The organism is Micromonospora sp. NPDC049799, assembly GCF_040656655.1.
GTDB lineage: Bacteria > Actinomycetota > Actinomycetes > Mycobacteriales > Micromonosporaceae > Micromonospora.
On record NZ_JBFAMU010000009.1, the window covers coordinates 1 to 18,978 of the forward strand.

Below are 18,978 nucleotides of genomic sequence, written 5' to 3' on the forward strand. Positions count from 1 at the left end.
CCCGGCCCCGGCCTGCTGGCGACCTCCGGCCGGCATCGGCCGGGCCGGCCGGCCACGCTGACGACAGACCTTTGAAGACCTCGGGGCTCTGCCCCGAACCCCGGCCCTCCTCAGAGATCAGCCGCGGATCCCCTCGCCGGGCACCACAAGGGCTACCAGCCTCCCCGGGCGGGGCCAAGGTCGTTCGGCTGGTGAGGCGCTCCACCTTGTCCCCGTCCGGGGATGCTGGAAGGTCGGAGACTGCCCGACGAGGAGATCCGCTCTACCACTGCCGCACCATCGCTGTTGCAACTTCTGCCGTTGGCCGGCGGTCAGGCAAGTAGCGCCCGAAGCTGCCCTATTGCGTCCAGCACCCCGGCGCGGTGCCTGCCATCCTTGATCCACGCTGGCAAGCGCTCAACAAGGGTCTGGCTTCCCATGTGCTGGCCGCGTTCCCGCAACCCAGCGGACACGTACGCCTCCAGCAGGTTCAGGTGCTCTGCGTTGTACGCCCAGAGCACACGCCCACGGCACTCGGTCGACAACCACAGTGGCAGGCCGAAGTAGGGGTCATTCGGGCCCAAGAACTCAGGGAAAGCGCGCGCGTTGTTTGCGAGGCGAGGAGCCTCCCAGAGGTCCGTGTACGCACACCCGAGACAACTAAGCCGACGACGCAGCCAAACATCATGCCGAGTACCGTCGGCCAGTTCCTCGGGACAAGGAAGGACCGAGGCACGTTCTGCACAGCGTGGGCAGCGGACGAAGACCTCGCCAGCAGCCAAGCCGCCCAGCCAATACCTCGGATCGCGGAAGCGCCCGGTGTTCCCTCTCTCAGCCGCCGCCATAGATCAACTGTACAGCCATCGGTACAGCCAAGACCGCCGCCAAGCGCCGACACCAACGGACGACGACGGACAGGCTGACCAGGGACGCACCCACGCCACCAGCCATCCGCGATCTTCTTCTAAACCCCAGGCCGTCCGGTCGCTGGCGTCCAGGCCGACGCTTGACAACCGTCATTGAGACTCGTCCGGTAGGGCGCTTAACCTTGTCCCCGTCCGGGGAGGCTGGACGTCTGCCGACTGCCCGACGAGGAGATCCGCTCTAGTCATCGTCGTCAAGGTCGACCGCAGCGGGCGGCGCCATCTTCTCAGCGAACTCCCTCTTCCACCGCCGCTGGTGCAACCAAGATCTGCGGGCTTTCAGGCGACCATCGCTCGTCCGCTCCCAACAGCGGCCTGCGGCGTCTCGGAAGGAGATGGATGGTTGGGCCGCGTATGGAACCGGCCCGGCCTTCTTCCATGCCTGAATAAGTGCGAGGTACATGTAACCCTGACTCGACTCCCAATCGCCGTCCGGCCCCAACACGGCAAGGTACTTCGTGTCGATGATCTCTACGCCATCGGAGCGAATGGTCAGCTGGTAGACGGGCAGGTCGCTCGCGTTCCTGGCAGCCAGGCGCACCGACCCTTTGCGGCTGTCGAGTCCTTCCAGCCAAGCAGACACCTGCTTGGCTTGACTCTTCCGGGCATCAGCTCGCGCGTGACGGTAAGCCAAGGCAGCGATGAGCAGGGAGACGCCGGTCAGGATCGAGCCGACGCCAGCTGGCACAGTCCCCCATTCCACCTTGTCCCAAGGGATCTCAGGCCTCATTGCTCCGCACTGTTCTCACCAGACGGCGGAAGGCCCTCCGCTTCCTGCTCGCCGACAGGGCGCCCATCGAACCGGAAGCCCTTAGGCAGGTGGTCCACGTCCATCCTGACGATGTGGCGAGCGGAGACAATTGCGAACTGCGACTGGTAGGGACGCTCGGGGCCCCTCGCCGGCGTCAAGGTTAAGGGCTGGGAGAGAACCAGCTCCCGATCTTCGTTCTCTTCAAAGGCAGGGTTGAACACCCAGAGCCGGCCCCGCAGGTAGCTCCCATCATCTAGCTGAAGCCCAACCAGCACCGGTCCTGGGTCGTCCTCTTCATAGAGGTCGAACACCCTGGCCCACTGCGAGGTGGGACGGATCTGAGTGCTGGTTGATCCCGAAAGCCACCGGACGGGGCGCCGAGCTGCCAGCCAGCGGACACCCGCTACGACGCGACGATCCGCGGCAACAGCCGCCACGAAGGTCGCGGCCGAGATGAAGGCAAGGGACCACCAGGCGAGCTCGACGTGGTGATCACGGGCGAATTCTGCTGGGTCCCGGACCAGCCCTCGGACGTTCAGAGTGCGCTCGGGCCACGCCCACCGCATCCACGTGAAGATCAGCCCCGTAAGTAAGAGGCATGCGACGCTGACGAAGACGACCCGCAGTGTCTCCCGGAACGCGGAGAAGGGCCGGCCGGCTACGTGCTTCTCGTGCCGCAGCACGTACACGAATCCTGGGGCGAGTAGGACCAGGAACAGCACGAGACCGATCAGCGAGGACGGCAGCACGCGCTAGCCCTAGTCGTCTTGCTGACCACCGGACGGCGGCGGAGGCGGTGGCGGAGACGACGGCCGCGGCGGCGTGTCGGCGGCGGCGGCCATCTTGCTTCCGCCCCGCTCGCTGTACTCCTGCGTCCGGTTGTCGCGCTCCTGCACGAGCCGGATGATCTCGTCGTCGTTAGGCATACCGCTCCTCCGGTGGGATCGGCGTGCCCCCTGCGTGCCCGATCGAACGGGCAGCCAAGGGCAAGCAAGGTCAACAACAGCGAGAAACGACAATGGCCCCTAACTTGCGTTTTCGCAGGTCAGAGGCCTTGCCGTTCCCTGGTGGCGGGTAGAGGATTCGAACCTCTGTAGCTTTCGCGACGGATTTACAGCCCTCTACCCAAGCCTGCTGCCGCAGAGTCTACGACGCGCGCGCGAGGCTGGGTGCCCCCGTGACGGCCCTTGGTTGCCGTGCCATTCGGCATGCTGGCACCTTGGGCGGCTCTTGCGGTACGCCTCTATGCGAGCAGGGCGGAGAGAGCTGTCGATACAGGATCGTGGCCCACGAGTCAATCAATCTATTGCCCGATTGACCCCTGTCCGTAGCAGAGCAATAAATTTACGTGTGAACACCGAACTACGGTACGTACTGCTCGGTGCCCTATTGTCAATTCCGCTCTCCATTCTGTCACCGTTCGCAACCGAGTGGATCAAGCAGCGTCTGGCGCATCGGAGCAGCAAGGCTGGCATCCGGCGACATCTGGAACTGAAGAGGGAACTTGAGAGAATCGAATCATGGCACGCTGATAAGCAAGCCTTTTCGATGTACCTGGTCTCGCGGGTTGTGCTTGTTTGGCTAATTGAGAGCGTCGCGTCCATCGTCGGGAATGCTGTCGGTGCGGGGAACAACAGCCTCTGGTTGGTGGAACTAGCGAGCCAGGGGACGTTGGACCGCCTTCGCTTCCCGATGTACTTAGGCGACGCCATATCAAGCACCATATGGTTCGTCATTTCTGTAGCAATTTTCACCATTCTCTACACTGCGTATCGCAACTATCGCAATGTTCGCGATATTGATCGTGTGCGCGCCAAATACGCGGCGCTGGTTTCGTCGCTGCCTCCACTAGCCGAACGCGGTGACGAGGAGGAGCCCACTCGGATGCTTCCAAGGCAAGCGGGGCCAGGTGATGCGGGACCGGGCAACGAGCCGGCCGACACCATGCCGTCCCCAACCACGACGACTGACAGCAAGGGGTGACAGCAACGGCACCGGACTGTTGGGCACGGGCACGGATGCTGGCGGGCGCCTGGCCACTGACGGAAGCCGGTGACGAACCGCCTAGGACGGATTCGCCGAGGCTACGGATCAGAAGGTGCACTGCATCAGTCCTCATCCAGTCCTCAAGAGGTCGAACCTCGGTGGCCAACAGTGAGAGATGTCGAGAGCCGTTTTCGCAGGCCAAGTGCCTTCGGGCCAGGTAGACCAGGGTGGGTAACTTGATCTCGTAATGCGTAGGTCGACGGTTCGATTCCGTCAGGCGGCTCGGCACAGAAGCCCAGGTCAGAGACCTGGGCTTCGCCATTTCCCGAGGTCGATCACACCCCCGCCGGGCCCGCCGGTCCCCAAGTGGTGATCGCGCTCCGTTAGCTGATCCCCAGGACGGGCAGGCACTCCTCGACGCCGGTCAGCTCGATGTCGCCTCGGCGGATCCGTTCCCACGCATCCCGAGTGAGCCGCCACCGCTGGATCCGCGCGGGTTCGCCGCGGCGGGTGTCCCAGTCCGTGCCGTTCGATTCGTAGCCCAGGGCACGAGAGACGCGGTTGGACGCCTCGTTGTCGACGAAGGCGTCGCTGCCGGCTTCGCGTGCGCCCAGCCCTGCGAAGGCCAGTTGCAGGATCGCCGCGCGCATCTCCTTGCCGAGCCCCTGTCCGCGGCTGCCGGGGGCCAGCCACGAGAAGCTGGACACCGTGCCGAACCGCGTGAAGTTCGTTCCGATGAGATCCTGCATGCCGACCGGTTCGCCGTCGACGAGCACGGCGAAGTACAGCCGCCACGAATCCGCGCTCACGCGGCCGCGGCCGGCCCAGATACCGCGTAGCCACTGCCATTCGCGTTCGGGGCTGTCGGCGTAGAACGAGATCGGGTCGTCGAACGGCCACGGCTCGGCGTCGGCGACCCCGGCCCGCACGAGCGGCACGAGACGTTCCAGCAGTTCGTCGGACGCGCCGGCCAGCGTAAGGCGTGGCGTGCGGACCTCGACGTTCAGCGGGGGATAGGTGTGGGCCACGCCCGGACGGTAGTTAGCCCGCCCCGCCGCCGCATCCGGTTTCCCTGGGCGCTGTCCGCGCCGTTCTCGATTCCGCCGCTTCTTTACCTGCGCCGATTCCGGTGCTCTTCGTAGGTGCGGTCGAGCAGGCAGGGCGGGGCTGGACGAGTCTCCCCGCTACGGCGATGATCCTGTGATGGACGAGGAGAGACCAGCGCGGCAGCGGGAACGGTCCAACTTCGTCCCGGCAGGACGGGCGCTACTGTGCGTCCTCCTCATCTCCACCACGTTGGTCGTGCTGGCTCTGCAGACCGCCAGCGGCGTCACTCACCTGGGGGGCAGCTCCTACCACACCGAATTCGCGGAACCCACATGGTGGCTGGCGGGGTTCCTTCTCTTCGTGCCGGTGTACCTGGCATCCCGCCGCTACCCGAAGCTGGCGGTTGTTGCCGTCATCGCAGCTGTCGGGCCTCAGTTCGCCCTGCCCGCAGTCGTGGTCGATCGCTATGTCGAGGGCGGCTGGGGCGACGGGCTCGAAGGTTTCGGCTATGTGTTGCCCATCCTCATGACGCCCGTATTCGCCGTTGCGGCGGCCGCCGGTGCGGCAATCGGATGGCGTGAGCAGCGCGCCCATGAAGCCTAGCTAATCCGCAGGTGCCGCTCTGGGCGTCCTCCTCACCGAGACGGACGCGGAGGAGGCGAAGCGACTGGTCGAGCCGCACGTGGCGACCTGTTGAATCGAACAACGGTCAGGAGACCGCGGCCTTGACCAACTCGGCGACCCTCTTCTCCACCGCGGGGCTCCACCTCTGGAGCGCGTACGACGCCGGCCACATGTCCCCGTCGTCGAGGTTGGCCGTGTCCTGGAAGCCCAGGGTCGAGTACCGGTAGTTGAACTTGCCCGAGTCCTGGAAGAAGACGACGATCTTGCCGTCCGCGTTCGCGTAGGCGGGCATCCCGTACCAGGTCTTCGGCGACAGGTCCGGGGCGTTGGCGGTCACCGTCACGTGCACGCGCTCGGCGAGCTCACGATCCTCCGGCGCCATCTGCGCGATCCGGTCGAGGACCGCCTGTAGTCCGTCGGCCTTCTTTGCGCCCTTCTTGCCCTCGGCGCGCAGCTCGGCGGCGCGCTCCTTCATCGCGGCACGCTCTTCGGCGGTGAAGCCGTCAGACTGCTTCGTGGTCATCTCGGACCTGCCTCTCGACGCTCAAGGCTCGGCGTGCTGCCGGCCAACTGAGAGAAGGCTAGGACTGACGGAACCCGGGAGGCTTCTCGATTCCTGATCGGATCGGGACCGGCCACCTCGGCCCTTTCGGCATTCGCCCCACCCGACGCCGCACCGGCAAGCAGTATGTCCGCTATGAAGGCAAAAGCCGGTATAGCGCTCTTCGTGGTTCTGGCGCTCGCCGCCTGCGATGCGCCAGAGGCCAGTCAGCCCCCAGGGCCGATCACGCCCGGAGCGACCGCGACGGCGACCGCGGCCGCCGCGCCCACACCCAGGACGGAGCTGACCGTCGTGGCGGCGGGTGACCTGCTGGTCCACCCGGCGCTCACCGAGCAGGCCGCGGCCGACGCGCGGCGCAGCGGACGGGACGGCCACGACTTCACGCAGGTGCTCGCGGCGGTCCGGAACCGGGTCAGTGCCGCCGATCTCGCCATCTGTCACATGGAGACCCCGCTGGCGGAGCCCGACGGGCCGTTCACCGGATGGCCGGCCTTCAGCGTGCCGCCCCAACTCGCCGACGCCGCAGCCTGGGCCGGCTTCGACACCTGCTCCACCGCCTCCAACCACTCACTGGACACCGGGGTGGCGGGCATCGCCCGTACGCTGGACAACCTGGACCGGGTCGGACTCCGCCACACCGGCACGGCCCGGAGCGCCGCGGAGGCCGCCCGACCGAACATCCTCGACGTGGCGGGGGTGAAGGTCGGCCAGTTGTCGTACACCCTCAGTTTCAACGACATCGAGTTGCCCGCCGGCCGGCCATGGGCCGCCAACCGGATCGACCGGGACGCCATCCTCGCCGAGGCCCGGCGGGCCCGCGCGGCCGGAGCGGAGATCGTCATCCTCTCCATGCACTGGGGAACCGAGTACCGGAACGAGCCGAACGGTGACCAGCACGACCTCGCCCGGCAACTGCTGGCCGCACCCGAGATCGACCTGATCGTCGGCCACCACGCCCACGTGGTGCAGCCCTTCGAGAAGATCGGCGCGAAGTGGGTCGCCTACGGGATGGGCAACCTGACGACCCGGTTCGGCGACGACTCGCCGGAGAACACGCAGGACGCGGTGGTCCCGGAGTTCACGTTCCGCCGTACCGCGGCGGGGAGGTGGGAGGTGGTCGAGGTGACCGTGCTGCCGACGTGGATGGAGTACCGGCCGGCGGCCCGGGTGATCGACCTCGTCGCCGCCTCCGCGGATCCCCGGCTGCCCGCCTGGCGACGGGCCGACTACGCCCGGATCCACAAGCGGATCATGGACTACGTGGACATGCGGGGAGCGCTCGCGGCGGGCCTGCGGGCACCCTACTGACGCATCCGCGCACCGAGGTCGGAGCCTCAGTCGGTGGAGGGCCGGACGCTGCCGGTGGTACCGGCGGCCTCGATGTCCCAGAACCGACCGAAGGCGTTCACCCGGCTGACGGTGACACGTCCGATCTCGTCGGGGATCCGCGGGTCGAGCAGGAGTTGGCCGTCGGCGGGCTGCAGTCCGAGCAGGGTCTGGGCCACGGTGAGCGGCGCCCCGCTGGCCCAGGCCTGCGGACTGCAGGCCGTCGGGTAGGGCACCGCGAAGAACGACCGGTCCCGGGGGTAGCCGGCCAACGCCTCGGGCAGCCGGTGGTCGAACTGGGCGGCGACGTCGAGCAGGGCCAGCGCGACCCGGTTGGCCTCCGCACGGTAGCCGTACCGGGTGAGGCCGGCGATCGCGATCGCGTTGTCGTGCGGCCAGACGGTGCCGAGGTGATAGCCGATGGGATTGTAGGGCCGATCCTCCGCGGACAGCGTGCGAATGCCCCAGCCGGAGAACATGGCCGGCGACATGAGCTGAGTGACCACCGCAGCAGCCCGATCCTCGGGCACGATGCCGCTCCACAGCAGGTGGCCCATGTTCGACGTCATCGAGTCGATGGGCGTCTTGTCCCCGTCCAGGCCGACCGCGTAGTAGCCGCCACGGTCGTCGATCCAGTAGTCGCGGTTGAAGGCCTCGAACAGGCGGGCCGCGTCGTCGCGCAGCCGGCGGGCGAGGCCGGGATCGGCCAGTGGGCCGTCGGCGAGCTCGGCGAGACGCAGCTTCGCGTCATAGGTGTAGCCCTGGATCTCGGAGGTCGCGATGGGCAGTACGGGCAGGCGGCCGTCGGCGAACCGGACCCCGTCCCAGGAGTCGCGCCAGCACTGGTTGCCGAGGCCCTCACTGGATCTGGTGGCGTACTCCACGTAACCGTCCCCGTCCCGGTCGCCGTAGGTGTCGATCCACCTCAGGGCGGCCAGGGCGTTGTCCCTGAGCGAGCGGACCAGGTCGTCGTCACGGGTCCACCGCCAGTACTCCGACAGCAGGATCAGCCAGAGCTGCGTCGCGTCGGCGGTGCCGTAGTAGGGGTCGTACGGCTTCATGCCGCGACGGGTCAGCTCGCCGCTGCGCACCTCGTGCAGGATCTTGCCCGGCTCCTCGTCACTGAAGTCGTCGCACCGACGGCCCTGCAGGCTCGCCAGCGCGAGGAGGGCACCCTTGGCCAGACGCGGGCCGGCGGTCAACGACTGGTAGGCGGTGATGAGCGTGTCCCGGCCGAACAGGGTGAGAAACCACGGTAGTCCGGCCGCCGGCAGGCTGACCTGCTGGCCGTTGATCTCCATCTCCAACCGCATCGCGGTGAGGTCGGCGCGGGTCCGTGCCAGCACCCGCTCCAGCAGGGAGTGCTCGCTGCGCAGCCGGGACACCTGTGCCTCCCATTGCGCGTTCGGGTCCTCGGCCCGGTGGTGGAAGACGTCGGCCATGTCCCCGCTGACCCGGTTCGGCATCTCCGTTCCGGGCGGAAGCGGCACGTGTATGTCGGCGCGCCAGGTCGTGTGCGGAGCGACTTCGACGACCCAGACCACGTCGTCCCCGTCCAGGCGGTCCGGCCGCGGTGTGACCTGGACGTCGGTCTGGGAGGTGAACGCGTCGTGCTCGTAGCGGAAGGCCAGCCGCGAGCCGTCCGGGGAGTGGTGCCGCGTGATCTGGTCGGACCGGTCGAGCACCTGGGACTTGATCTCCATGAGATCGGCGAAGTCGTTCCCCGTCTCCAACCGGACCTCCAGGGTGACCGGCCCGGTGCAGTAGCAGGTGATCTCGAGGCGTTCGTGCAGTCCGTCACCGAGGTATCGAAGTCGCCGGGCGGCGACTGTCTGCTCCCGCAGGCCCGATTCCGCCGAATTCGTGGTGAAGAACTGCGCCGAGTACGGATCGGCCACGGCCGAGCGCAGCACCAGCATCGGTGCACCGTTGATCCGCAGCACCCACCGGTTCAGCAGCCGCGTGTCCAGGTGTACCAGACCGCCGATGCTGCCCGGCGGCACGTCCCCGTTGGGCGCCGAGTACATGAACGTCGACCCGTTCACCAGGGCCACCGAATTGTCCCCGAGTTCCGGTGGCATCGCCCGAGCCTCCGCCACCCGCTGGTCGGGGTCACGGGGCTCCCAGGGCCGGGGATCCGCCGGAGTGGGACGAATCTGCGTCATACCGGGCACGCTAGGCGCTGACCGGACGAGGACGCCTCACCCCCATCGGACGAAATCCTCGCTCAGCGGTGACTTCCGGGGCTCTGGCCGGTCGAATCTGGTGATCCGTCATCCACGCCAACCGCCGGAGGTAGCCCCGTGGAGTACGCGCCCGTCGTCGTCGCCCTGCCCATCGCCGATCGCTCCACTTCGTACCGCTTCTACCAGGCCGCCCTCGGCCTCGTCGCGATCGGCGAGCCGGCGGAGGACGGCGTTCCGGAGCCGTTGCAGTTCCAGGTCAATCCCGGCCTGCGCCTCATGCTGATCCCGGCCGAGGGCTTCGGGTGGGTGATCGGTGACCGCGAGATCGCAGGCCCCGACCGGAGCGAGTGCCTGCTCGCCCTGACCGTGGGCACCCAGGGCGACGCCGACGAGCTGGTCGGCCAGGCGCGTGCCGCGGGGGCGCGCGCGGTCACCGAGCCGGGGCACAAACCCTGGGGGTACGAGGGCAGCTTCGTCGACCCGGACGGGCACCTGTGGACGGTCCGGGCGGACGCGGCCTGACGGCGGTGTCGGAGGTGCCGGGCAGGATGGCCGGATGAGTGTCGAACGGGAGGCCGTCGTCCACCGGAAGCTCGTCCGGGACCGCATACCGGAGATCGTCGAGGCCGCCGGCCGCGTCCCGGTGACCCGGGTGCTGACCGCCGCCGAGCTGGTGCCCGCGCTGCTCGCCAAGCTGCACGAGGAGGCCACCGAGCTGGGGCTCGCCGAGCCGGAGGAGCGGCTGGAGGAGTTGGCCGACGTGCACGAGGTGCTGTCCGCGCTGACCACCGCGTACGGCTTCACGGAGGAGGACGTGACGCGAACGGCGCGGGAGAAGAAGGCCGCGCGTGGCGGCTTCTCCGAGCGGGTGTGGTTGGAGGAGGTCCGCTGACGGCGGACGCGCGAGGGCCCGGCGGGCCCGCCACGTCGACGAAGGACGCGCGGGGCCGGCCGGGCCCTGGACAGGGGACGCGCAGCGGCCTGTCAGAGGCCGCGCCGCGGGTCGGGGGCGCCGGTGTAGCCGACGCCGCTCTCCGGGACGTCGGTGACGACGTACTCCGTCTCGGTCGTGGTGGTGGTCGGCTCGTCGTCCTCGTCGCTACCGGAGCGGTGCTTCACGGCCGCTGCGGCACCAGCCGCCGCCGCTCCGGCCACCGCGGCACCGGCGGCCACGGCCTTGCCGGACACGCCGGCCTTGCCGCTGTCACCCCGGGTGGCCGCGGCGTCCTCGACGCCCGGCGTGCCGACGCCGACACCGCTGTCGATGGTGCCGCGCCAGGATCCGGTCTCGGCACCCCGGCTCTCGATGAAGGACTTGAACTTCCTCAGGTCGGACTCGGCCTGCTTCTCGACGATGTTCAGCTTGTCGCCGGCCTTCTCGACCAGGCCCTCCGGCTCGTACTCCAGGTGCAGCCGCACCATGGTGCGGTCCACGCCGACCGGGGAGAAGTAGACGGCACCGGCGTTGGTCGCGCCCTCGGTGGCCGCCCAGGCGACCTTCGTGTCGGGCACCTGCTCCAGGACGGTCGCGTCCCACTCGCGCTGCACGCCCGCGATCTCGGCAACCCAGTGCATGCGCTTGTCGTCGAGCTGCCGGACCTCCCGGACGCCCCCCATGAAGCGGGGGAACTCCTCAAACTGCGTCCACTGGTTGTACGCGGTGCTGACCGGGACCTGGACCTCGATGGACTTCTCGACCTTGGTGGTCATGGGCAAATCCTCTCGTCAGGTCGAACCTCTGTCACCAGAACTCCTACCCTCGACGAGGGCACCCAACCAGGAACTTCACGACCGTCCAGTGCGGACCGGAACAGGCCCGGACCAGCGGGTGCTGGTCCGGGCCTGTTCGACGTACGAGATGAGGTCAGCCGTCCTCGCGGTCGGGGCTCTCCAGGCGGAAGAAGTTGCTCTGCTTACCGTCGGAGCGCTCCTCCTGGTAGATGAAGTTCAGGCGACGCCGGTCGAAGGCGTCGAACCAGTCCTCCCAGCTGATCTCGCGCAGTCGGTCCTCCCGGCCGCCGGCCGGGAAGTCGAAGCGCAGCACGCCCGCGTGGCCGTCGTGCTCGGTCCCGTCCACGGTGCAGGGCACGCCCTTGCGCGCCTCGGCCCACTGCCGGATGACGTCGTGGTCGGTGGTGACCAGGCTGCGGCCCGGCCGCTCCGCCTCGTCGTCGACGGAGGTGATCTCCTGCGAGTACCTGACCGAGCTGGACGTGTGGGAGCCGGTCCGGACACCGCCGCCGGAGGAGCCGGACGCGCCGGAGCCGCCCGTGGCGCGCGAGCTGCCCTTCATGGCCTTGATCAGGGCATTGACCAGGTCGTCCTTCTTCATGTCGGCCGTGTCCGTGACGCCCCGGGAGCGGAGCCGGTCACGCAGCTCGTCGACCTTGAGCCGGGCGATCTCACTCTCGTTGATGTCGGGCGTGTTGGGGGTCTGGTTGCCCGGCGGGTTCTTGGTCGCGGTCGATCCCGAGCTGTTTCGCGTGGGCATGGGAGGCACGTCCTTCCTTCGACCCGTGTCCAGGGGATGGCGCCGCGAGGCGCGGCGGGCCGTCGGAAGAAACCAGTACCCCGAGGCGGGGACTCAAACGTGGCGCTGGTCAGACGTAGATCTTCTTGACGTACTCCGGGCCGTAGTGCCGTTCCAGGTCCTCCAGGCTCTCGGCCGGCGCCTCGACCTCCTTGATGAGACGCGCCCGGGTGGGCAGGACGTCCGGGGCCCAGGTCTCCGGCCGCCACAGCTCCGAACGGAGAAACGCCTTCGCGCAGTGGTAGAAGACCTGCTCGATCTCCACGACCACCGCGAGGACCGGCCGGTGGCCCTTCACCACCATGTCGTCGAAGAACGGCGCGTCCCGGACCAGGCGGGCGCGGCCGTTGATCCGCAGGGTGTCGGTGCGGCCGGGAATCAGGAAGAGCAGCCCGACGTGCGGGTTATCCAGGATGTTGCGGTAGCCGTCCGCCCGCTTGTTGCCCGGTCGTTCGGGAATGGCGACGGTCGTGTCGTCCAGCACCAGGGTGAAGCCGGGCGGGTCGCCCTTGGGGGAGACGTCGCAGGTGCCGTCCGTACCGGCGGTCGCGACCAGGCAGAACGGCGATGCGGCCAGCCACTGCCGGTCCCGTTCGTGCAGCCGGGTGCGTTCCTTCGCGGCGGCGCGCGGCCCCGGCGTACCGAGCAGCTCGCGCAGTTCCTCGTGTGTCGTGATCTCCACCGTTACGTGTTCCTCCCCCGACCGTTGACCCCGGTGGCGGAGAGCCACCGTTCGCCAGCCTAGGCGGGCGCCACCAGCGCGAGGTTTGTCCCCGGGTGCCGGGGGTACCGCCTCACCCGACCCGCCGGCGGAACACGAGCAGTGGAGGCCCGGTCATGGAGAGCCGACTCAAGGTGCTGGGCCACCCGGTCCACCCGATGCTGGTGATGTTCCCGGTCGGCCTGCTCGTCACCGCGGTGCTCTTCGACGTCGTCGACACCGTGGGCGGGCCGGACTTCCTCGGCGAGGTCGCGTACTGGAACATCACCGTCGGTCTCGCCGTCGGCCTGCTGGCCGCGGTGGCCGGGACGTTCGACCTGCTGGCCATCCCGACCGGCACCCGCGCGAAGCGGGTGGCGCTCACCCACGCGGCGGCCAACGTCGCGGTGATCCTGCTTTTCGCCGCGGTCTGGGTGGTCAGGCTCAACGCCGACTCGCGGGCGGCCGGCGGCGCGCTGATCGCTATCGAGGTGGTCGCGCTGGCCATCCTCGGCGTCGGTGCCTGGCTCGGCGGTGAACTGGTCGACCGCCTCGGTGTCGGCGTGGACCGGGAGGCCGGCCTGGACGCCCCCAGTTCCCTGCGGCCGCCGGCGACCACCCACCGGATCGGAGAGGTGCAGCGATGAGCGAACAGAGCAGGGGCTGGCGCGGCCGGCAGCAGGGCTGGGACCCGATGGGCGAGTTGCAGTCCCTGCGGTCCGAGTTGAGCCGGCTGGTGGGCGGACGGTCCGGTCCGCCGGACGTGGAGCTCAGCGAGACCGGCGACGGCTGGCAGGTCGTCGTCCGGCTGCCCGGCGTGGCGCCGGAGGAGGTGGCGGTCGAGCTGGACGACCGGGAGCTGTGCGTCCGTGCTCGCTCCGAGGCGGAGGTCAACGCCGACCACGGCATCCCGGGCGGCTTCGAGACCCGGGGCTTCGAGTACCGGGTCGACCTGCCGTCCCGCGTCGACCCCGACGCCATCGACGCGGTGATGGACCACGGTCTGCTGCGGGTCCACCTGCCCCGGGCGTCCCGGCCCGCGCCGCGCACCATCACCGTCGGCCGTGCCGGACCGCGCGACACGGGCACCTCCGGGGGTACGCCGCACGTGATCGACCCCGCCGCGGACCGGGAACTGCACCACCCGGACACCTCCATCGAGACCGACCGGCCGTAACGGACACGTGGTCACCCCGAACCTGCTCGGCCCGACCGCCGAGCGTGTGCCCGACGTGGAACGGATCGCGGTGCTGCGCGCGAACGCGCTCGGTGACTTCATCTTCGTGCTGCCCACGCTGGACGCGCTGCGGGCCGCGTACCCGGAGGCGGAGATCGTCCTGATCGGCGCGCCCTGGCACGCGAAGCTCTGGCGCGACCGGCCCGGCCCGGTGGACCGTGTCCTGGTCGTACCGCCGGCGCCCGGGATCCGGGCGCCGGATCCCGGCGAGCCGGAGTCGACGCTGGAGGACTTCCTGGCGGCGGCCCGCAAGGAACGCTTCGACCTGGCGTTGCAGGTGCACGGCGGCGGGGCGAACTCCAACCCCGTCGTCAGCGGGCTCGGCGCGCGGATCACCGCCGGCCTCCGCGCCGAGGACGCGCCGCCGCTGGACCGCTGGATCCGGTACGTCTACTACCAGCACGAGGTGATCCGCTACCTGGAGGTGGCGGCGCTGGTCGGTGCCCCGGCCACGACGATCGTGCCGACGCTCGCGGTGACCGATGCCGACCGGGCCGAGGCGGACGGGGTGCTGGGCCCGGCGGAGCGACCCCGGGTGGCGCTGCACCCCGGCGCCACCGACACCCGGCGCCGGTGGCCGGCGGAGCGCTTCGGCGAGGTGGCCCGCGAGCTGCACGGCGACGGGTACGAGGTGCTGGTCACCGGCACGCCCGCCGAGCGGGAGGTGGTGGACCGGGTGGTGGAGGCGGCCGGGGTGCCGGTCCGTCCCCAGGTCGGCACGCTCAGTCTCGGTGGGCTGGCTGGCTGCTACGCCGGATGTGAGCTGGTGGTATCGAACGACACCGGCCCGCTGCACCTGGCCGCCGCGGTCGGTACGGCGACCGTCGGCATCTTCTGGGTCGGCAACCTCATCAACACCGCGACCCCGCTGCGCGCCCGGCATCGCCCGATCAGTTCCTGGACCGTCCACTGTCCGGTGTGCGGTATGGACTGCACCCCCGGCATCTACCCGCACCGCCCGGGGGACGGCGAGTGCCCGCACCGGGACTCGTTCGTGACCGACGTGCCGCTGGTCGAGGTGCTGGAAGCGGCCCGCGAACTCCTCGCGTGAGGTGTGCGGCGTCAGGCCGGCTGCGGAGCGTCCTCGTCGGCGAGCACGACCTCCCAGGCCTCCACGTCGCGCTCGGTGACCGTGGTCGGCGACTCCAGGTGGTACGCGCCGCTGGGCAGGACACCGGCGCCGCCGTGGCGCGCCAACACGGCGAGCTGGGCGGCGACATCCTCGCCCTGGTGGTTGTCCGGCACCTGCCGCCAGAACTCGAACCCGCCCGAGTCGACCAGCTTCGCCCGGTCGTACAGCACACACCCGCCGATCCAGGAGACCTTGTACGCGCGCCACGCGCCCGGCGCCAGGCGGAGCTTCTGCGTCACGTGCAGCAGGTTCGCCGCCGGGTGGATCGACGCCCGCTCCCACTCCGGCGTACCGGGTCGGATCCGCTCCGGCGTCGGCGGCCCGTCCCACTCCTCGTAGTGCCGGTGCGTCGCCGGCCGCACGTCGTCGGCGTACGACAGGCCGTGCACCGCGTTGCCGACGAAGCCGCAGCCCAGCTCCTCGATCGCCGTGACCAGCCGGCGCAGGGTGTCCGGTTCGAGCCAGACGTCGTCGTCGAGGCAGAGGACGTACCGGGCGGCGGAGGCGGCCAGCAGCGCGGCCCGGTGCTCGGCCAGTCCGCGCCGGGGCAGCCGGCGGGTCAGCAGCACCGGGTGTCCCCGGTGGCGCAGCGCCCGGACCATGGTCGCCGCTGCCGGGTGCCGGTACGCGGCCTCGCCGTCGGACTGGTCGCTGACCACCACCCCGAAGTCCCCGACGCCCTCCTGCGCGGCCAGCCCGGAGAGGGTGACCGCCAGTTCGGCGGGCCGGTTGCGGGTCGGGATCAGCACGTCCAGCTGGCGCGCGACGCGGAAGTCCTCGGGGGGGCCGAGGTCGAGCGGCCGGTTCACGCCTGACCCGCCACCGGGGAGGAGACGTCCTGGCCGTGCGCCCGGATCCGTTCGATGATCGCCGAGGTGGACCGGTCCGGCACGTATCCCAGGGTGCGTACCTGCCCACCCAGCCGGCGTACCAGCGGGGCCTCGGGGACCATCTCCGGCGGGTAGTCGCCGCCCTTGACGTACACGTCGGGGCGGACCACCTCGATGAGGCGGGCCGGCGAGTCCTCCTCGAAGACCACCACGTGGTCGACGCAGGCCAGGGCGGCCAGCAGGGCGACCCGGTCCTCGACCGGGTTCACCGGCCGGTCCGCGCCCTTGAGCCGGCGTACGCTCCCGTCGGAGTTGACGGCCACCACCAGCAGGTCACCGAGCGCCCGCGCCTGCTCCAGGTAGCGGACGTGACCGCGGTGCAGCACGTCGAAGCAGCCGTTGGTGAACACCACCGACCGGCCGGCGCTCCGGTGCTCCTCGACGAGGGTCTCCAGCTCGGCGGCACCGACCAGGGCCGGTCGGCCGGCGGTGTCGAGCGGGGCGTCCAGCGCGGCGAGCAGGTCCTCGCGGCGGCACACGCAGGTGCCGGTGTCCGAGACGGTGATCGTGGCGGCGAGTTGGGCGAGCTGCGCGGCTGTCGGCAGCGGCGCGTCGGCAGCCAGCGCCAGCGTCATCGCCGCCAGGTACGCGTCCCCGGCACCCACCGCGTGGCTCGCCGGGACCGGGGTGCTGTGGCTGCGGCGGCGCTCGCCGTCGGGCCCGCCGACCACCGCCCCGTCGGTGTCCAGGGTCACCGCGACGACCTCGGCCCCGGTGTGCGCCCGCAGCTCCGCCAGGCGGGACTCGGCGAGCACCGCCCGGTCGACCCCCTCACCCGCGTCGGCGTTCACGGTCACGCCGGTACCGGTGACGCTGAGGCCGTCCCCGGTCATGGCGACCCGGTCCTCGCCGGGTGTCGGCTCACCGGTGGGCCCCAACCGGGTCGGGCCGCCGGGCCGCGAGATCCCGCCGGCCACGCCGTCGGAGGCCACGCCGACCGTCCCCTCGCCGGGGGCGACGCCAACGGTCAGCTCGGACGGGCCGTCGGACGGGTCGCCGTCGGGGTGGTCCAGGTGCAGGTCGGCGCCGGCCGGCCGGGCCGGGGAGTCGGCGGCGGCGCGGGCCAGCAGACGTGTCGCCTCGGCGAAGCTCGGGGTGACCACGGTGGGCGCGAGTCCCCGCCAGTCGGCCAGGTCGTGGGCGTCGAGCGCGACCGTCGCGTACCGCTCCCGGTTGTCCACCAGCCAGGTGCGGACGGGTGCGGGCAGCCCGCCCAGCCCGTAGTCGCAGACGACCAGGGTCGGCGCCTCCCCGCTGGCGGCGCGCAGTTCCTCGGTGGCGCAGTCCAGCGCGGCGAGCAGTTGTTCGACACCCTCGTGGTCGAGCGCGTCGTCCGGGTCGCCGGAGTCCTCCCGCAGCAGGATCTGGTTTCCGGCGAGCATCCGGCGCTTCACCGCGGTGGGCCGGCCGTGCAGGCCGACCGTGCGGTCCCAGACGCCGGCCCGGTCCAGGCAGTCGTGCAGCTCGTCCCCGGCGGCGTCCGCGCCCACCGGGGCGACCAACGCCGCACGGCCGCCCAGCGCCGCCACGTTCACCGCGGTGTTCGCGGCGCCCCCGGCGGCGGAGATCCGCCGGCGGAGGGTGAGGACGGGTGCGGGCGCCTCCCGGCAGAGCCGGTCGGAGTCGGCGAACCGCCACTCGTCGAGCATGGCGTCACCGAGGATCAGGACGGGCCGCCCCAGCCAGCTCTCCACGACGCTGGCGAGCCGGCGCTGTTCCGCTGCTGCTCCTGCCATGCCCTTCGGGGTCCCCCAGGTCCGGCGGGTCAAACCTGGGCTGCCTCGACCCAGGCCCTGTCCTCGGCTTCCTTGCGGGCCCGGCCCTGACGGCCGTCGTAGCGGAGGAACGCGGGTAGGGCCGCTGCCAGGGCGACGGTGCCGACGACGCAGAGGACGCCGCCGGAGACGATCGAGCCCTGCACGCCCAGCGGCGTGCGGGCCACCAGTCCCGAGCGGAGCTGGCCGAGCAGCGGACCGGTCGAGTAGGAGAGCAGCTCGATGCCGGCGAGCCGTCCGCGCAGGTGGTCGGGGATGGTCTGGTTCCAGATGATCATCCGGAAGAGCCCGGAGACCATATCCGCCGCGCCGGCCAGGACGAGGAAGAACAGTGCCGCCCAGAGCGAGCCGACGAGGCCGAAGCCGACGATCGCCAGACCCCACGCGCCGGCGGCGAGAACCACCATCAGGCCGTGCCGGTGTACCCGCGCCGTCCAGCCGGAGCCGAGCGTGGCCAGCAGGGAACCGACCGCCGGGGCGGCGTAGAGCAGGCCGAGCACGGCCGGCCCGCCCAGCGTCTCCGCCATGAACGGGTAGAGCGCCTGGGGCATGCCGAAGAACATCGCGTTGATGTCCACCAGGTAGGTGCCGAGCAGTTCGGGGCGGCTGCGCGCGTACCGGATGCCGGTCACCACCGACCGCAGCGACGGCCGGTCGGCGGCCGGCGGCGGTGGCACCGCGCGGACCAGCGCCAGGCAGACCAGCGAGAACGCGAAGGTGGCCAGGTCGATCGCGTACACCCAGACGAGGTCGACGCTGGCGATCAGCACACCGGCGACGGCCGGCCCGCCGAGCTGCGCGATCTGCATGCGCAGCGAGTTCAGGGCGCTCGCCGCGGGAATCTCGTCGGGGGTCACCACGCGCGGCGTCAGGCCCTCCAGCGCCGGCCGTTGCAGGCCGTCGAGGGCCGCGGTCAGGCCCGCCACCAGGTAGAGCAACCACAGCTGCGGCTCCGACCCCAGGGCGTTCAGCAGGAGTACGCCGCAGAGCAGCGTGAAGCCGACCTCCGCGCCGAGCACCAGCAGCCGCCAGTCCAGGAAGTCGGCGAGCGCGCCGCCGACGAAGGCCATCACCAGCAGGGGTACGAGTTCGCAGACCCCGAGCAGCCCCACCAGCAGGGGGTCACCGGTGAGCTGGTACACCTGGTACGGCACGGTGACGTACGTGATGAAGGACCCGAAGCCGGACACTCCTGCGGCGGCGAAGACGAGGCGGAAGTCCCGCGAGGTGCGGAGCGGGGTGACATCCAGCGCCATCCGGCGGAGCATCTCCACGGACGGCATGCTGGCCGACACCCGATGGCCTGTCGACGGGTTTTTCCTGGTGTGCG

The 18,978-nt window shown here is 70.3% G+C and carries 19 protein-coding genes and 1 pseudogene; 8 read left to right on the forward strand and 12 right to left on the reverse strand.

What is annotated here, in order from left to right; translation table 11 throughout:
• Positions 1 to 1,083 precede the first annotated feature (1,083 nt).
• Genes AB0I76_RS01990 through AB0I76_RS02000 form a run of 3 tightly spaced genes read right to left on the reverse strand, consistent with a single transcriptional unit; the run spans position 1,084 to position 2,579 of the window.
• A complete protein-coding gene (locus tag AB0I76_RS01990; RefSeq protein WP_357028539.1) occupies positions 1,084 to 1,632 on the reverse strand; it encodes a hypothetical protein in 549 nt (182 codons plus the stop codon).
• Entirely contained in the window at positions 1,629 to 2,402 is a 774-nt protein-coding gene (locus AB0I76_RS01995; RefSeq protein WP_357028542.1) for a DUF6338 family protein, read from the reverse strand. Before AB0I76_RS01995 ends, AB0I76_RS01990 begins: the two co-directional genes overlap by 4 nt.
• Positions 2,403 to 2,411: 9 nt before the next feature.
• Positions 2,412 to 2,579: a hypothetical protein gene (locus AB0I76_RS02000; RefSeq protein WP_357028546.1), complete on the reverse strand. Its 168-nt coding sequence runs from the start codon at positions 2,577 to 2,579 to the stop codon at positions 2,412 to 2,414.
• 424 nt (positions 2,580 to 3,003) lie between these two features.
• On the opposite strand from AB0I76_RS02000, the gene AB0I76_RS02005 reads away from it, so the two are divergent.
• Positions 3,004 to 3,636 (forward strand): hypothetical protein, encoded by a 633-nt coding sequence (locus tag AB0I76_RS02005; protein ID WP_357028549.1) that lies wholly within the window; start codon positions 3,004 to 3,006, stop codon positions 3,634 to 3,636.
• Between the two features lie 386 nt (positions 3,637 to 4,022).
• Here AB0I76_RS02005 and AB0I76_RS02010 read toward each other — a convergent pair whose 3' ends face one another.
• Positions 4,023 to 4,667, reverse strand: coding sequence for a GNAT family protein (locus AB0I76_RS02010; protein ID WP_357028552.1), 645 nt, complete (start codon positions 4,665 to 4,667; stop codon positions 4,023 to 4,025).
• A 175-nt stretch (positions 4,668 to 4,842) separates the two neighbouring features.
• Between AB0I76_RS02010 and AB0I76_RS02015 the strand changes: the two genes are divergently transcribed.
• Positions 4,843 to 5,289 carry a hypothetical protein gene (locus AB0I76_RS02015; RefSeq protein ID WP_357028554.1) on the forward strand — a complete coding sequence of 149 codons (447 nt, stop codon included), beginning with the start codon at positions 4,843 to 4,845 and terminating at the stop codon, positions 5,287 to 5,289.
• Between the two features lie 106 nt (positions 5,290 to 5,395).
• Here AB0I76_RS02015 and AB0I76_RS02020 read toward each other — a convergent pair whose 3' ends face one another.
• Complete coding sequence (locus AB0I76_RS02020; RefSeq protein WP_357028557.1) at positions 5,396 to 5,833, reverse strand: hypothetical protein; 438 nt, start codon at positions 5,831 to 5,833, stop codon at positions 5,396 to 5,398.
• A gap of 174 nt (positions 5,834 to 6,007) precedes the next feature.
• On the opposite strand from AB0I76_RS02020, the gene AB0I76_RS02025 reads away from it, so the two are divergent.
• On the forward strand, positions 6,008 to 7,180 hold the full coding sequence (locus AB0I76_RS02025; RefSeq protein WP_357028559.1) for a CapA family protein: 1,173 nt from the start codon (positions 6,008 to 6,010) through the stop codon (positions 7,178 to 7,180).
• 26 nt (positions 7,181 to 7,206) lie between these two features.
• On the opposite strand, the gene AB0I76_RS02030 is transcribed toward AB0I76_RS02025, so the two are convergent.
• Positions 7,207 to 9,363, reverse strand: coding sequence for a glycogen debranching N-terminal domain-containing protein (locus AB0I76_RS02030; RefSeq protein WP_357028562.1), 2,157 nt, complete (start codon positions 9,361 to 9,363; stop codon positions 7,207 to 7,209).
• 138 nt (positions 9,364 to 9,501) lie between these two features.
• Here AB0I76_RS02030 and AB0I76_RS02035 point away from each other — a divergent pair, with 138 nt between their 5' ends.
• Both AB0I76_RS02035 and AB0I76_RS02040 read left to right on the forward strand, forming a co-directional pair.
• Entirely contained in the window at positions 9,502 to 9,906 is a 405-nt protein-coding gene (locus AB0I76_RS02035; RefSeq protein WP_357028565.1) for a VOC family protein, read from the forward strand.
• A gap of 34 nt (positions 9,907 to 9,940) precedes the next feature.
• The gene (locus AB0I76_RS02040) at positions 9,941 to 10,276 is read left to right on the forward strand and encodes a nucleoside triphosphate pyrophosphohydrolase (protein WP_357028568.1); all 336 of its coding nucleotides are present in this window, start codon (positions 9,941 to 9,943) and stop codon (positions 10,274 to 10,276) included.
• Positions 10,277 to 10,644: 368 nt separating this feature from the next.
• On the opposite strand, the pseudogene AB0I76_RS02045 reads toward AB0I76_RS02040, so the two are convergent.
• The 3 genes and pseudogenes from AB0I76_RS02045 to AB0I76_RS02055 form a co-directional block, all read right to left on the reverse strand.
• A pseudogene (locus AB0I76_RS02045) lies at positions 10,645 to 11,094 on the reverse strand (SRPBCC family protein); the annotation flags it as partial.
• A gap of 154 nt (positions 11,095 to 11,248) precedes the next feature.
• On the reverse strand, positions 11,249 to 11,875 hold the full coding sequence (locus tag AB0I76_RS02050) for a hypothetical protein (RefSeq protein WP_357028571.1): 627 nt from the start codon (positions 11,873 to 11,875) through the stop codon (positions 11,249 to 11,251).
• Positions 11,876 to 11,984: 109 nt separating this feature from the next.
• Entirely contained in the window at positions 11,985 to 12,596 is a 612-nt protein-coding gene (locus tag AB0I76_RS02055; RefSeq protein ID WP_357028574.1) for a pyridoxamine 5'-phosphate oxidase family protein, read from the reverse strand.
• A gap of 155 nt (positions 12,597 to 12,751) precedes the next feature.
• Here AB0I76_RS02055 and AB0I76_RS02060 point away from each other — a divergent pair, with 155 nt between their 5' ends.
• From AB0I76_RS02060 to AB0I76_RS02070, 3 genes are read left to right on the forward strand one after another with little or no spacing between them, the layout of a single operon-like run.
• The gene (locus tag AB0I76_RS02060; RefSeq protein WP_357028577.1) at positions 12,752 to 13,261 is read left to right on the forward strand and encodes a DUF2231 domain-containing protein; all 510 of its coding nucleotides are present in this window, start codon (positions 12,752 to 12,754) and stop codon (positions 13,259 to 13,261) included.
• Entirely contained in the window at positions 13,258 to 13,791 is a 534-nt protein-coding gene (locus AB0I76_RS02065) for an Hsp20/alpha crystallin family protein (RefSeq protein ID WP_357028579.1), read from the forward strand. The genes AB0I76_RS02060 and AB0I76_RS02065 overlap by 4 nt, the downstream gene beginning before the upstream one ends.
• Positions 13,792 to 13,798: 7 nt before the next feature.
• Complete coding sequence (locus AB0I76_RS02070; protein ID WP_357028582.1) at positions 13,799 to 14,902, forward strand: glycosyltransferase family 9 protein; 1,104 nt, start codon at positions 13,799 to 13,801, stop codon at positions 14,900 to 14,902.
• 11 nt (positions 14,903 to 14,913) lie between these two features.
• Here the strand turns inward: AB0I76_RS02070 and AB0I76_RS02075 are convergent, their stop codons facing one another.
• The 3 genes from AB0I76_RS02075 to AB0I76_RS02085 are packed head-to-tail and all read right to left on the reverse strand — an operon-like array spanning position 14,914 to position 18,916.
• A complete protein-coding gene (locus AB0I76_RS02075; RefSeq protein WP_357028585.1) occupies positions 14,914 to 15,792 on the reverse strand; it encodes a glycosyltransferase family A protein in 879 nt (292 codons plus the stop codon).
• Positions 15,789 to 17,609, reverse strand: coding sequence for a D-glycero-beta-D-manno-heptose 1-phosphate adenylyltransferase (gene rfaE2, locus AB0I76_RS02080; RefSeq protein WP_357028588.1), 1,821 nt, complete (start codon positions 17,607 to 17,609; stop codon positions 15,789 to 15,791). The genes AB0I76_RS02075 and rfaE2 overlap by 4 nt, the downstream gene beginning before the upstream one ends.
• Before the next feature lie 29 nt (positions 17,610 to 17,638).
• Complete coding sequence (locus AB0I76_RS02085; protein WP_357028635.1) at positions 17,639 to 18,916, reverse strand: MFS transporter; 1,278 nt, start codon at positions 18,914 to 18,916, stop codon at positions 17,639 to 17,641.
• Between the last annotated feature and the right edge of the window lie 62 nt (positions 18,917 to 18,978).

Bases quoted from the DNA above. Each gene is read 5' to 3' on its own strand.
- AB0I76_RS01990 (WP_357028539.1), bottom strand. From the start codon at position 1,632: ATGAGGCCTGAGATCCCTTGGGACAAGGTGGAATGGGGGACTGTGCCA.
- AB0I76_RS02000 (WP_357028546.1), bottom strand. From the start codon at position 2,579: ATGCCTAACGACGACGAGATCATCCGGCTCGTGCAGGAGCGCGACAAC.
- AB0I76_RS02015 (WP_357028554.1), top strand. From the start codon at position 4,843: ATGGACGAGGAGAGACCAGCGCGGCAGCGGGAACGGTCCAACTTCGTC.
- AB0I76_RS02020 (WP_357028557.1), bottom strand. From the start codon at position 5,833: ATGACCACGAAGCAGTCTGACGGCTTCACCGCCGAAGAGCGTGCCGCG.
- AB0I76_RS02025 (WP_357028559.1), top strand. From the start codon at position 6,008: ATGAAGGCAAAAGCCGGTATAGCGCTCTTCGTGGTTCTGGCGCTCGCC.
- AB0I76_RS02030 (WP_357028562.1), bottom strand. From the start codon at position 9,363: ATGACGCAGATTCGTCCCACTCCGGCGGATCCCCGGCCCTGGGAGCCC.
- AB0I76_RS02040 (WP_357028568.1), top strand. From the start codon at position 9,941: ATGAGTGTCGAACGGGAGGCCGTCGTCCACCGGAAGCTCGTCCGGGAC.
- AB0I76_RS02050 (WP_357028571.1), bottom strand. From the start codon at position 11,875: ATGCCCACGCGAAACAGCTCGGGATCGACCGCGACCAAGAACCCGCCG.
- AB0I76_RS02060 (WP_357028577.1), top strand. From the start codon at position 12,752: ATGGAGAGCCGACTCAAGGTGCTGGGCCACCCGGTCCACCCGATGCTG.
- AB0I76_RS02065 (WP_357028579.1), top strand. From the start codon at position 13,258: ATGAGCGAACAGAGCAGGGGCTGGCGCGGCCGGCAGCAGGGCTGGGAC.
- rfaE2 (WP_357028588.1), bottom strand. From the start codon at position 17,609: ATGGCAGGAGCAGCAGCGGAACAGCGCCGGCTCGCCAGCGTCGTGGAG.
- AB0I76_RS02085 (WP_357028635.1), bottom strand. From the start codon at position 18,916: ATGCTCCGCCGGATGGCGCTGGATGTCACCCCGCTCCGCACCTCGCGG.